13 protein-coding genes are annotated in these 12,543 nt (G+C 73.2%); 6 read left to right on the top strand and 7 right to left on the bottom strand.

Going from position 1 to position 12,543, the window contains the following annotated elements; all coding sequences use genetic code 11:
- The first annotated feature begins 26 nt into the window (after positions 1 to 26).
- From Cus16_RS16550 to Cus16_RS03715, 3 genes are all read left to right on the top strand, one after another.
- Positions 27 to 182 (top strand): hypothetical protein, encoded by a 156-nt coding sequence (locus Cus16_RS16550; protein ID WP_182046326.1) that lies wholly within the window; start codon positions 27 to 29, stop codon positions 180 to 182.
- Positions 179 to 658 (top strand): VOC family protein, encoded by a 480-nt coding sequence (locus Cus16_RS03720; RefSeq protein WP_223246503.1) that lies wholly within the window; start codon positions 179 to 181, stop codon positions 656 to 658. Before Cus16_RS16550 ends, Cus16_RS03720 begins: the two co-directional genes overlap by 4 nt.
- 64 nt (positions 659 to 722) lie before the next feature.
- Entirely contained in the window at positions 723 to 1,160 is a 438-nt protein-coding gene (locus Cus16_RS03715) for a VOC family protein (RefSeq protein ID WP_069711209.1), read from the top strand.
- Between the two features lie 47 nt (positions 1,161 to 1,207).
- Here Cus16_RS03715 and Cus16_RS03710 read toward each other — a convergent pair whose 3' ends face one another.
- Positions 1,208 to 1,828: a QsdR family transcriptional regulator gene (locus Cus16_RS03710; RefSeq protein WP_189319516.1), complete on the bottom strand. Its 621-nt coding sequence runs from the start codon at positions 1,826 to 1,828 to the stop codon at positions 1,208 to 1,210.
- Between the two features lie 63 nt (positions 1,829 to 1,891).
- Between Cus16_RS03710 and Cus16_RS03705 the strand changes: the two genes are divergently transcribed.
- The gene (locus Cus16_RS03705) at positions 1,892 to 3,085 is read left to right on the top strand and encodes an acyl-CoA dehydrogenase family protein (RefSeq protein ID WP_069711208.1); all 1,194 of its coding nucleotides are present in this window, start codon (positions 1,892 to 1,894) and stop codon (positions 3,083 to 3,085) included.
- Positions 3,086 to 3,183: 98 nt separating this feature from the next.
- Here Cus16_RS03705 and Cus16_RS03700 read toward each other — a convergent pair whose 3' ends face one another.
- From Cus16_RS03700 to Cus16_RS03685, 4 genes are all read right to left on the bottom strand, one after another.
- On the bottom strand, positions 3,184 to 5,283 hold the full coding sequence (locus tag Cus16_RS03700; RefSeq protein WP_069711207.1) for a prolyl oligopeptidase family serine peptidase: 2,100 nt from the start codon (positions 5,281 to 5,283) through the stop codon (positions 3,184 to 3,186).
- An 87-nt stretch (positions 5,284 to 5,370) separates the two neighbouring features.
- On the bottom strand, positions 5,371 to 6,243 hold the full coding sequence (locus tag Cus16_RS03695) for a patatin-like phospholipase family protein (RefSeq protein ID WP_069711206.1): 873 nt from the start codon (positions 6,241 to 6,243) through the stop codon (positions 5,371 to 5,373).
- Positions 6,244 to 6,320: 77 nt separating this feature from the next.
- On the bottom strand, positions 6,321 to 7,349 hold the full coding sequence (locus Cus16_RS03690) for an NADPH:quinone reductase (RefSeq protein ID WP_069711205.1): 1,029 nt from the start codon (positions 7,347 to 7,349) through the stop codon (positions 6,321 to 6,323).
- A gap of 111 nt (positions 7,350 to 7,460) precedes the next feature.
- Positions 7,461 to 7,823 (bottom strand): winged helix-turn-helix transcriptional regulator, encoded by a 363-nt coding sequence (locus Cus16_RS03685; protein WP_069711204.1) that lies wholly within the window; start codon positions 7,821 to 7,823, stop codon positions 7,461 to 7,463.
- 91 nt (positions 7,824 to 7,914) lie between these two features.
- On the opposite strand from Cus16_RS03685, the gene Cus16_RS03680 reads away from it, so the two are divergent.
- The gene (locus Cus16_RS03680) at positions 7,915 to 8,568 is read left to right on the top strand and encodes an NAD(P)-dependent oxidoreductase (RefSeq protein ID WP_069711203.1); all 654 of its coding nucleotides are present in this window, start codon (positions 7,915 to 7,917) and stop codon (positions 8,566 to 8,568) included.
- A 302-nt stretch (positions 8,569 to 8,870) separates the two neighbouring features.
- Here Cus16_RS03680 and Cus16_RS03675 read toward each other — a convergent pair whose 3' ends face one another.
- Positions 8,871 to 10,196, bottom strand: coding sequence for an MFS transporter (locus Cus16_RS03675; RefSeq protein ID WP_069711202.1), 1,326 nt, complete (start codon positions 10,194 to 10,196; stop codon positions 8,871 to 8,873).
- Between the two features lie 148 nt (positions 10,197 to 10,344).
- Here Cus16_RS03675 and Cus16_RS03670 point away from each other — a divergent pair, with 148 nt between their 5' ends.
- Positions 10,345 to 11,202: a LysR substrate-binding domain-containing protein gene (locus Cus16_RS03670; protein ID WP_069711201.1), complete on the top strand. Its 858-nt coding sequence runs from the start codon at positions 10,345 to 10,347 to the stop codon at positions 11,200 to 11,202.
- Between the two features lie 44 nt (positions 11,203 to 11,246).
- Here Cus16_RS03670 and Cus16_RS03665 read toward each other — a convergent pair whose 3' ends face one another.
- Complete coding sequence (locus Cus16_RS03665; protein WP_069711200.1) at positions 11,247 to 12,392, bottom strand: hypothetical protein; 1,146 nt, start codon at positions 12,390 to 12,392, stop codon at positions 11,247 to 11,249.
- Positions 12,393 to 12,543: the final 151 nt, after the last annotated feature.

Genomic DNA, 12,543 nt, shown 5'->3' with positions numbered 1-12,543 from the left:
GTAGGCCGCTGCGTACCGTGGCGGGCATGTGCGAGTCCGTCCAGTGCCCGGTGTGCGGCAAGACCTCGTGGACCGGTTGCGGCGACCACGTGCGGGACGTCCTCCGCGGCGTCCGCCGTCGTGACCGCTGTACGGGCCACGGACTCCCGCGCCACGTGTTCGACACCGCGGGCTTCCGGTGAGCGCGTCGGAGACAACGGGTGACGGCATCGTCGAGCCGCGGGGCTTCTCCCACGTGCGACTCACGGTGACCGACATCGCGCGGAGCAAGGCGTTCTACGAGCAGCTGTTCGGCACGGCCCCCGGAAGTGACTTCAGCGACCAGATCGACGATCCGACGGTCCGCGACGACCCGTGGCGCACCTACGGCGGCTGCTCCTTCACCTTCCACGGGCAGACGCTCGGGCTCCGACCGGTCGCCCCGGCCGGGGACCGCTTCGACCCCGACCGCGTCGGCCTCGATCACCTGAGCCTCCGCGTGGCGTCCGTCGACGACCTCCACCGGGCCGTCGGACGGCTCGACGCCGCGGGCATCGTGCACGGCGAGGTCACGGACCTCGAACCGTTCGGCCTCGTGATCCTCTCGCTGCAGGACCCGGACGACATCAACCTCGAACTCGCAGCGCCCCGTCCGGACCCCGCTCGCCAGGACGACTGAGCACGCTGGCCGGTAGCCGCACGACTCCCGCCGCCGCCCAGGTGCCCGGCGTTGGCTCGACGGCATGAGCGAACAGATCGTCAAGCCCCTCGGCCTCGCACACGTGCGGGTCACCGTCACCGACATCCACCGCAGCAAGGCCTTCTACGAGCAGCTGTTCGGCACGGCACCGGCGATGGACTTCAGCGAGCACATCGACGAGCCCGGCATCACCGAGGACCGCGAGCGGCTGTACGGCGGTGCGATCTTCCCGGTCGGCGAGCAGCTGTTCGGCCTGCGCCCCGTCGCACCGAGCGGTCAGCGTTTCGACCCGGACACGGTCGGCCTCGACCACGTGAGCTTCGTGGTCGGCTCCGTCGACGAGCTCCACGCAGCCGCCGAGCGACTCGACGCCGCGGGCATCGAGCACGGCGAGGTCACCGACCTCGGCGATGCGGGCATGGTCATCCTGTCGGTCCAGGACCCGGACGACATCAACCTGGAGCTCGCCGCGCAGAAGTGACGTTCCCGACCGCGTCCGCAGCGCCGGTCCTTGCGCTGCGGACCCGGTCAGGGCCGCAGGATGTACTCGAAGGTCGCCCGCGCGCGAGCCGGGTCGGGGGTGTCGCCCGAGATCAGGTCGGCGTACGTGAAGGACTCCGAGACCCGGACGAGCAACCGCGCGAGTTCCTCCGCGGACAGCGGTGCCGGGGCGAAGGTGCCGGCCTCCTGCTCCGCGCTGATGACGGTCGCGACCACGGCCACGAACCGCCGCTGCACGTCGCTGTCGGTGGTCGTCAGGAGCCGGAGGGCACGGCTGGGCTCCCGCGTGAGGAACGCGCGGAAGTACGGCGCCCGGATGAGGTCCGCCGTGAAGTGGTCGAGGACGTCGACGATGCGGGCGGCGCCTGCGGGCGACGCCGCGCGACCCGCGGCGTCGAGCGTGGGGACGGCCAACGACCAGAGGATCTCCGACAGGAGCTGATCCCGGTTGCCGACCCACCGGAACAGCGACGTCCGGTCCACGCCGAGTGACGACGCGAGCGAACCCATGTCGATCCTGGCCCCGTCGATGAACGCACGTCGCGCCGACCGGAAGGCGCGCTGGGAGTCGCCGTGGGCCTCCAGTCTGGCCGCGAGCGCGCTCGGGACGAGCGCCGATCCGAGTGTGCCGAGTGCCTGGTTGCTCACCGTTCCCCCTGAGTGCCGCTGCCGGTCTTGCAACGTTTTCGAGAATGATGCATCGTTGCTCCCATGTCAACGTCGATCACTGACACGCCCCTGCTCGAGTCCGACTTCTACCGGTTCCAGGAGGGGCTCACGGCCCGTGAGCGGGAGTCGCTCGGGCAGCTGCGCGCGTACCTCGAGGCCGAGGTCCGACCGATCGCCGACCAGTACTGGGCCCGGGCCGAGTTCCCGGTGCAGACGATCGCTCCGCTCGCAGAGCTCGGCATGTACGGCCCGAGCATCCCGCTCGTGCGGCAGTTCGAGAACTCGGCCGTGTACCGCGGCTGGGCCGCACTCGAGCTCGGCCGCATCGACGCGGGCGTCTCGACGTTCATCGGCGTGCAGTCGGGGCTCGCCATGAACTCGATCGCCGTGGGCGGCAGCGACGAGCAGCAGCAGGAGTGGCTGCCGCGGATGGCGCGCGGCGAGGTCGTCGGTGCCTTCGGCCTGACGGAGCCGCTGTCGGGCAGCGACTCGGCGCGCGGGCTCCGGACGACCGCTCGTCGCGACGGCGACACGTGGGTGCTCGACGGCGAGAAGCGCTGGATCGGCAACGCGACCTTTGCCGACGTCGTCGTGATCTGGGCGAAGGACGTCGCCGACGAGCAGGTCAAGGGCTTCCTCGTCACGACGGACACCCCCGGGTTCACCGCGACGAAGATCGAGGACAAGATCGCGCTGCGGACCGTGCAGAACGCCGACATCGTCCTCGACGGCGTCCGCGTGCCGGAGTCGCGCCGGCTGCAGCGCGCCGACTCGTTCCGCACGACGGCCGCCGTGCTCCGCCTGACCCGGACCGAGGTCGCGTGGCAGGCGATCGGCATCGCCATCGGCGCGTACGAGGCGGCGCTCGACTACGCGCGGAACCGGATCCAGTTCGGCAAGCCGATCGCGGCGCACCAGATGGTGCAGGACCTGCTCGTGCGGTCGCTCATGAACATCACCGCCTCGATCGCCCTGTGCACGCAGGCCTCGGCAATGCAGGACCAGGGCGTCGGCGCGGACGAGCACTCGGCGATGGCGAAGGCGTTCGCGACGGCGAAGATGCGCGAGACCGTCGCGTGGTGCCGCGAGGTGCAGGGCGGCAACGGCATCGTCCTCGACAAGGGCGTCGCGCGGTTCTTCTCGGACGCCGAGGCGATCTACTCGTACGAGGGCACGCGCGAGGTGAACACGCTCATCGTCGGGCGCGCGATCACGGGCGAGGCCGCGTTCGTCTGAGGCGGAGGTCCGCTCCCGCGACATCGCACGTGTCGATCGACACGTGCGATGTCGCGGACGGGGCGCGGGGGACAGTGGTCCGCCTGCCCGAGCTCTGCTCAGCCGAGCAGCTCCGGCCGCTCCCACTCCTCACCGAGCACGTGCTGCCCGAGGAACGCGAACACCGTCTGGTACCAGACCACCGCGTGCTGCGGCTTGAGGACCCAGTGGTTCTCGTCCGGGAAGTACAGGAACCGGTGCGGCATCGTGCCGTCCGCCGCCGCGTGGTGCTCGGCGAGCTCGGACCACAGCCGGAGTCCCTCGCCGATCGGCACCCGGTGGTCGCGGTCACCGTGGATGACGAGCATCGGTGACGTGATGTCCGCCACGAACCGGTGCGGGTCGTTGTCCCGCATCCCCTGCTCGTCGAAGATCGACTGCCAGTACTGCGACGTGTCCGTGGTACCCACGAACTGCTCGAGCGCCCACAGGCTCGCGTGCGTGACGACCGCTCGGAAGCGGTCGGTGTGCCCGGCGATCCAGTTCGCCATGTACCCGCCGAACGATCCGCCCATCGCCGCGGTCCGGGTCTCGTCGACGTCGGGCCTGGCGACCACGGCGTCGGTGATCGCCATCAGGTCGGTGTACGGCGCCTGACCCCAGGCGTTCCACCCGCGGTTGACGAATTCGAGTCCGTAGCCCGTCGACAGCGCCGGGTCGGGCAGGAGCACCGCGTACCCCTGCGCCGCCGCGAGCATCGGGGTCCAGCGCCACGACCACTGGTTCCACGAGTTGAGGGGGCCGCCGTGGATCCAGAGCAGCAGCGGGTGCGGACCGTCGCCCTCGGGCAGCACGAGCCACCCGCGGACGCGAGCGCCGTCGGCGGCGGTCGTCTCGACCTCCTCCAGCCGTCCGGGGACCGTGGGCAGCGGCGCCGGGGTCGGCAGGGCGGTCACCGTGCCGTCGGCGTCGATCCGGACCGGGTGCAGCGGTGCCGCCCAGGAGGCCCGGAGCGCCACCACGACACCGCTCGCGGCCGACACGCGGAGACCCGAGTACGCCCAGTCGTCGGTGGTCAACTGCACGACGGCGCCGCCGTCGAGCGGGATGCGGAAGACCGGCGCGCGGCCGTCCTGGTCCGCCACCGCCAGGAGCGCACCGTCGTCGGGCGCGAACACGAGCTCGGACGGCCAGCGGTCCCAGCCCTCGGCGATCCGGCGGGCACCGGAGCCGTCGATGCCGGCGGTCCACACCTCCTGCTTGTTCGCGCCCGCGGGGGTGGAGCGGACCGTGCGGACCCAGGCGATCGTGGTGCCGTCGTGCGAGAGCGTGGGGAGTTCGTGGTCGGTGTCCGGCTCGTCGAACAGCACGGTGCGCGCCGCGGTGTCGACGTCGATCGACACGATGACGCTCCGGTGGCCGCGCTCGGTCTGCACCCCGACGGCGGCGAGGAGCGTCCGGCCGTCCGGCGTGAGCGCACCGGACACGTGGTCGAGCGAGCGACCCGGCGCCGGCGTGACGTCGAGCGGTTCCGGCAGGTGTGCCGGGTAGGGCGCGGGAGCGTCGGACGGACGTCCGGCGCTGGCGTCGGTGGTGACGCCGGTCGCGGGCTCGGCCGCGATCGGTTCCGTGAGGTCGCCCAGGTCGAGCGCGAGGACGTGCGGCTCGGCCGGCCCGAGGTCGTGGTCCCAGAAGCGGACCGGGTACGTCTCGTGCAGGATCGCGTGCACCCCCGCGTCGTCACGGCGCTTCCGCAGCGCGGCGTCCCGCGTCACGACGCCCACGCGCTCTCCGGCGGCGGCGGTGGGCAGCAGGTCGGCGGTGATCGCGACGACATCGGCGTCGCTGGCGGTCGCGACGACGCCGTCGGCGCCGCCGGCCAGACGGGTGACCGGGCGGGCGTCACCGCCCGCGGCCGGCAGCAGCCACAGCTGCGCGGTGTCGTCCTCGGAGTCGGCGTCGGGCCGGCCGGAGACGAAGAGCAGGTCGCCGTTCCGGGTGAACGACGCGCCGGACTCGCCCTTCGCGCTCCGCGTGAGCCGGACGGGTACGCCGTCGCGGCTCGAGGCGACGGACCACACCGCGCGCCGGTACCCGGTGGCGTCGGGAGCGAGCGTGCTCACCGTCAGCGCGATCCGCTGCCCGTCCGGACTGAGCGCGATCCCGTCCACGCGGGGGAGTGCGATGAACTGGTCCAGGTCTGAGAACGGCGTCGTCATGACCTCACGCTACGGGGCGACGTGCACCCTGCAACAGCCCCGGACCGGATCGGTGGGCGAGTGGTCCGGGACCGGTCCAGGAGCGGTTCAGGCCCAGAACGCGGCGATCGCCTCGGCCACGGCCTCACCCTGCCGGCGTCCCTCGGTCGCCGCGGGCGCCTGCGTCGACAGCGACAGCGAGTTGTCGCCGAAGGCGTGCTGCGCCCCGCTGTCCGCCACGACGACCTCCACCGAGCTCCCGCCCGCGCGGAGCGACTCGACGGCGAGGTCGAGCCACGGGCCGAGGGGCGACGGTCCCTCGGGCCCGCAGGCGACGATGAGCACCCGCTCGTGTCCGGCGACGACGTCGGCGTTCGTGGCCGAGCGGAGGCCGCCGTCGATGTGCGGTACGCCGTCGATCCGGACCGGGGACCACACGAACGGCACCGAGCAGCTCGCGGCCACGGCGCGGGGGAGCGGCACGCCCGTTGTCGCGGTGAGCACCTTGAACGTGCCGTCGACCGCGTCGATGGTCGTGACGCCGAGCGGCTTCTCCGGCCACTCGGGCGAGGGCAGCGTCTCGCTGAACGTCGCCGTGCGCTCGTCGTCGGTCTGCCCGGTGACGACCTGCTGCGCGACCGCGCCGAGGCGGGCCCGGGCGTCCTGCTCCGAGGTGGCCCCGGCGAGCACCGCGGCCAGGCGCTGCTGGAAGTCCTCGCCGCCGATCCGCTCCGGCTCGACGTAGGTGCTCGGCACGGGCGCGTGTTGCTGCTCGTACGCACGGGCGATGCCGCCGCCGCGGACGAAGGCGCCCACGACGCTGCCGGCGCTCGAGCCGACGACCAGGTCGGCGGCGTCGAGGTCGACGCCCGCGTCCTGCAGGGCCGAGAGCACCCCGACCTCCCACGCGATGCCGGCGACGCCGCCTCCGCCGAGGACGAGTGCTCTGGTTCCGGGCGTGGGCGTGGCGACGTCGGTCATGGGTCCTGCTTACCAGGTGACCGGCAGACGGACGGGAGGCGCGTGGCGATCCCGCCACGCGCCTCCCGTCCGACGCGCTACTCGCCCTGGACGTCGATGAGCACCTTGCCCACCGCGTCGCCCTCGACGGCGTCGTGCGCGGTGGCGGTGTCCTCGAGCGCGAAGCGGACGAGGGGAAGCCCCGCATCCTCGCCGACGGGCAGCACGCCGTCGCGGAGCGCGGCCGTGACGTCCTCGGCCGCTGCGGACAGCGCGCGGTCGCCGATCGTGTAGAGCAGCAGGAACTGGTAGCGGGCGTTGACCGACATGTTCGGACGGATCGGCAGCGTCGCGTCGTCACCGCCGTTGTTCGCGTAGATCGAGACCACGCCGTGGTTCGCCAGGACGTCGGCGACGAGCTGCGCGTTCTGCGGGATCGAGACCTCGACGACGATGTCCACGCCGTCGGGGGCGATCTCGCGGATGCGGGCGGCGGCGTCCTCGTCGCGGTAGTTCACCGTGTGGTGCGCGCCGGCGGCGGTGGCGAGGGCGGCCTTGGCGTCGGAGCTGATCGTCGAGACGACGGTGGCACCGGCCCAACGGGCGAGCTGGATCGCGGCGTGCCCGACGGCTCCGGCGCCGCCGGCGACGAGCACCGTCCGGCCTGCGAGCGCACCGGGGGCCAGTCGGCTCGGGCCGTCCTCGTGGGTGGTGAGCGCGCGGTGGGCGGTCATCGCCGGGACGCCCAGCGAGGCGCCGACGTCGAAGCTCGTGCCGTCCGGCAGCGTGACGGTACGAGACGCCGGGACGACGGTGTACTCCTGCGCGGTGCCGGTCGGGCGGCTCGCGGCGGCCATGTACAGCCAGACGCGGTCGCCCTCGTGCAGGGTGTCGACGCCCTCGCCGACCGCGTCGACCACGCCGGCGCCGTCCTGGTTCGGCGTGATCTCGGGGAAGGGCAGGCCGTCGCCGTAGGTGCCGCCGGCGCGGGCCTTCCAGTCGGTGGGGTTCACGCCGGAGACCACGACGCGGACGCGGACCTCGCCGGGGCCGGGCCGCGGGACCTCCCGCTCGACCAGGTCGAGGACGCTGCTGTCACCGGGCTTCGTGTAGACGATCGATCGCATGCCACCAGGCAACCATCGGGCGTCGACGTGTCTTCCGGGGGACGGTCAGCGGACGACGGCCGCGCGCGTCGTCGGCCGGGCGGTGTCAGCGGGCGTCGTCAGCGTGCGTCGTCAGCGTGCGTCGTAGGCGTCGCGGCTGTCCTGCACGTCCGACATGTGCGACGTCGCCCAGTCCTCGAGCGGCGCGAGCACGGCGCGGAGCGACCGGCCGCGCTCGGTCAGCTCGTACTCGACGTGCGGCGGGATCTCGGGGAAGACGGTCCGCGTCACGATCCCATCGCGCTCGAGCGCACGGAGCGTCTGCGTCAGCATCTTCTGCGAGACGCCCTGCACCCGGGTCGCGATCGCCGAGTAGCGCCGGGGTCCGTCGACGAGCGAGCCGATCGTCAGCACGCTCCACCGGTCACCGATGCGGTCGAGCAGCTGCCGCGAGGGGCAGTCCGCCGCGTAGGGGCTGTACTCGAGCGCTGACATCGTGACCTCCGCTACGCACCGACAGGTGCCTACTTCCCCGGAGAGAGTAACGCGAGTACGGTCGGGTGCACCAGTCACGAGAGGACCCCACATGACCAGCATCGTCGTCTTCGGCGGCACCGGGTACGCCGGCTCCGCCATCGTCCGCGAGGCCCTGGCCCGCGGCATCGCCGTCACCGCCGTCGCCCGCGACACCTCCAAGCTCGACGCCGCCGAGGGCCTCACCCTCGCGCAGGGCGACGCCTTCGACGCCTCCTTCGTCGCCGACGTCACGAAGGACGCCGACGTCGTCATCGTCTCGCTGTCGGCGGTCCAGGCGGACGGCAGTGAGCTCAAGGACAAGTTCCAGCACTTCGTCGACGCGGCGACCGCTGCCGGAGCACGGCTCGGCATCGTCGGCGGCGCGGGCTCGCTGCTCGTCGCCGAGGGCGGCCCGGCGCTCGTCGACACGGCCGAGTTCCCGGACGAGGTCAAGCCCGAGGCGAAGAGCCACGGCAAGATCCTCGAGGCGCTCCGCGCGGGTGACTACGCCGGCGACGTCGACTGGTTCTACGTGAGCCCGGCCGCGGCCTTCGGCAGCTGGAACCCCGGCGAGCGGAAGGGCACCTACCGCACGACGGACGACCTGCTCCTCACCGACGCCGAGGGCAACTCGGACATCTCCGGCGCGGACTACGCGATCGCCGTCGTCGACGAGGTCGAGCGCCCGGCGCACCACCGCGCCCGCTTCGGCGTCGCGTACTGACGCCCCCGGCGCCGCCCCGCCAGCGGCGTCGTCGAACCACGGAACCGACGTCGAACCAGTCTCCGCGGCTGGTTCAACGTCGGTTCCGTGGTTCGGTCCGGTCCGGGGCAGAGCGACGTCGCGGCCGCACCGCTGACGGACGGGAGGCGCGGGGCGGCCCGGCACCGCGCCTCCCGTCCGGCGGGTGGTGCGGCGTGCTCCCGCACCACGGAAGGCACGTCGCGTCACGTCCTTCCGTGGCGCGACGTACCTCCCGTTGGTCCTGCCGCCACAGCGCGCGGCGCGCAGCGCGCCGCGCTGCGCTACCGGTGCCCGACGATCGCGGGGACCGGCAGGTGGTGCCGCATCCGGACCGCCAGGTGCAGCCCGCCGCGCCGCGCGAGCACGAGCCCGACGACGACCGCCGCCACCGCGGGCACGCCACCGGCGACGACCATCCCGACGTGCGCCCCGAAGTGGTCGACGACCTGGCCCATGACCGGACCGCCGATCGCCTGGCCGCCGAGCAGCACCAGCACGTAGAGCGACATCACCCGACCGCGGATCGCCACGTTCGACGACAGCTGCACGAGCGAGTTCGACGCCGTCATGAAGAGCAGCTGCGACATGCCGACGGCCACCAGGGCGGCCGTGAACGGTGCGATCACCGGGATCGAGCCGGACAGCACGAGCAGCACGCCCGTCCAGAAGACCCCGCCGACGATGGTCCGCAGCCGGACGACCGCGCGCCGGGTCGACAGCAGCGCCCCGGCCAGCGCACCGACGGCGACCGCGGAGTTGAAGACGCCGTAGCCGCCCGCGCCGACGTCGTACACCTCCGAGGCGAAGGCGGACAGCAGCACCGGCATCGTCAGCGCGAAGACCGAGAAGAACGCCATGAGGACGACCGGCACCAGGATCGTCGGCTTCCGCACGGCGTAGCGCAGCCCCTCGACGAGCTGGCCCTTCGAGCGCGGCGCGGGCGGTGTCCGGTGCAGGTCGGCGGTGCGGAGGAACCCGAGCGTCACGACCACCGCGACGCAGGCGACGGCGTTCACCCCGAAGGACCACCCGGCGCCGACGGCGACGAGGAGGGCACCCGAGAGGGCCGGGCCGATCATGCCGCCGAGCTGGAACACGCTCGAGTTCACGCTGATGGCGTTCCGCAGGTGCTGGTGCCCGACGATCTCGGTGACGAAGACCTGGCGGGCGGGGTTGTCGATCACGGTGACCACGCCGACCAGGAACGCGATGACCCAGATGTGCCACGCCTCGACCACCCCGGTCAGCGTGAGCACGGCGAGCAGCGCCGAGAGCAGGGCGAAGGCGCCCTGCGTGATCATCATGAGCGCCCGCTTCGAGAACCGGTCGACGAGCACCCCGCCCCAGAGCCCGAACAGCAGCATCGGCGCGAACTGGCAGGCGACGGTGATGCCGACCTGCGCCACCGACCCGGTGAGCTGCAGGACGAGCCAGTCCTGGGCGATGCGCTGCATCCACCCGGCGGTCATCGCGACGAGGTTCGTCGCGGTGAACAGGCGGAAGTTCGGCACGGACAGGGCGATGAGCGTGTGGCGCCACGGCGGTCGGTCGGCCTGGATCGGGAGCGGTTCGGTGGGTGGGGGGAGGGTCGTCGGTGACGCACTCACGGTGGTGGGGCTCCGGATCGTCGGGGGCGGTTTCGTTCCCCTGCGAAACTACGTGGTGCCGACCCATTCGACACCCCTATGGTGGCTATCAGTCCATTGCGAAGTCGAATGGCCGGTCGGACGACCGGGTCCCGACGGGAGGTCCACCGTGCTCGACCCGGTCCTGCTCCGCACGTTCCTCGCGGTCGCCGAGACCGGCAGCTTCACGCTCGCCGGTCAGCGCCTCGGCATCAGCCAGCCGACGGTCTCGCAGCACGTCCGGCGGCTCGAGACGGCGGTCGCCCGCACCCTCGTCGCCCGGGACACCCGCGGGGTCGCGCTCACCGACAACGGCGACGCCATGGCCGGTTTCGCGCGGTCGATCCTCGCGGCGCACGCGACGGCCGACGCCTACTTCTCGGGTGCGGCGACCCGGGGGCGCCTGCGCTTCGGGGCGGCGGACGACCTCGCGATCACCCAGCTGCCGCGGATCCTGCGCGACTTCCGCCGCCTGCACCCGCAGGTGAACCTCGAGCTCACGGTGAACCAGTCCGCGCCGCTGCTCCGCCGGGTGCACGCGGGCCAGCTCGATCTGGTGTTCATCAAGCAGACCGCGGGGGAGTCCGCCGAGGGCACGCGCGTGGCCACCGACCAGATGGTGTGGATGGCACAGGACGGCATCGCCCTCGAGCGGGACGAACCCGTCCCGCTCATCGCCTACCAGGCGCCGAGCATCAGCCGGCAGATGGCGATCGACGCCCTCGAGGCCGCGGGGCGCACGTGGCGGATCACCTGCAACACGCGCGACGTCAACGGGGTGCTCGCCGCCGTGCGGGCCGGCATCGGCGTCGCGGTCTTCCCGCACTCGCTCATCCCGGCCGACCTCGTCAAGGTCTCGCAGCGCCTGTCGCTGCCGGACCTGCCCGCCGTCGACTACGTGCTCATCGCCAACCCGACGGTGCAGCGGGAGCCGATCGACGCCCTGACGAGCGCGATCCTGTCGCGCGGGGTCGTCCGCGCGGTCTGATACGCGGTGTGACGCGCGGTGTCGTACGCGGATCCGTCCGCGCCCTACGGCGCGACGGTCGGCACGACGCCGGTCCCGGTGAGGTCCGGCAGCGTCACGCCGGCGAGCGGCAGGAGCGCCGTCGCGAGCGCCCAGAGCAGCACGAGCGTGCCCACCCCGCCGAGCACGGCGCCGAGCAGGGCGACCGGTCGCTGCCACGCCGCCGAGGAACTGCGCAGCGCCGTCCCGGAGAGCATCAGGGCCAGCACACCGAGCACCAGCCCGGTGGCGTGCAGGGTCGCCGGGGCGGTGGACCACCAGGCGGCCAGCCCGAGGGCACCCCCGCCGGTCACCGCACCGAGGACGGCGGCCGGAGCGGCACCGATCGCGGTCCGGCCGCGGTCACGGGACGCACGCCCCGCGGCCGGGAGGCCCGTCGCACCCTGGTCGGGTTCGCTCGCCTCCGCCTCGGCCTCGGTCGGGGCCTTGGACGGCGTCTCGGTTGCGTCGTCGGCCGTGGCGGTGTCCGCGGGGGCGGCGGAGCCGTCCGCGGTGCTCGGCGACTGTGACTGCGGAGTCGGTGCCAGCGGAGCGATGATCGCGTCGAACGGCGTCGTCGCGGGGTCGGTCACGACGGGCTGCGGTGCCTGCTGCCGGGCGAAGCGCGCGGGCGTCCGGTATCCGATCGGTCCCGAGGGCTCCGGCTCGGTGCCCTCGACGACGACGTGCTCGAGACCGGGCACCGAGAAGCGCGGCTGCCCGACGACCGGGGCGGCCGGCGGAGCGGGTCGTGCCGCGACCGGGTGCGTGACGGCGGGGTGGGTCGGGTCGGTCGGGGGCGTCAGCGGTGCTCCGGTGGCCTCGGCGGGCGACACGGGCAGCGGGGCGGTGTCGAACGGTGCGACCTGCACGGCGGGGGACGTGGGGGCCGGCGGGAGCAGGTGCTCCTGCGGCGGGTAGTCGGGCACGACGACGTCGCCGTCGGGCAGCGGACCGGTCAGGACCCCGGGCAGCGTGCCGGCGGGCGCGACCGTCGCGACGGCGGCGGGTGCGGGGCCGCTGGCGACCGTGTCGGCGGCCGACGGGTGGGCGGCGGAGGTGGGACGGGCCTCCCGGTCGACGTCCCCGGTCGTGTCCTCCGGGGGCGCGACGACCCACGCGGGGACCGCTCGACGCGGCCGGTCCCGGTCCGACATGCGGTGCAGCGCCACTTCCGTGCTCCCTCGGTCTGCTGATCCATCGTCAGTTCTATCCGTCTGCATGCACCGGGGCGCAGCCCCAGTTCCGGGGGTGTGTCCGCAAGACGCCACGGGCGGCCCCGCACAGCGCCGTCCGGCTGTGCGGAGCCGCCCGGGGCTCCTG

The sequence above is a fragment of the Curtobacterium sp. ER1/6 genome (assembly GCF_001742745.1).
Lineage (GTDB): Bacteria > Actinomycetota > Actinomycetes > Actinomycetales > Microbacteriaceae > Curtobacterium > Curtobacterium citri.
This window is presented reverse-complemented; position numbering and strand designations above follow the sequence as displayed.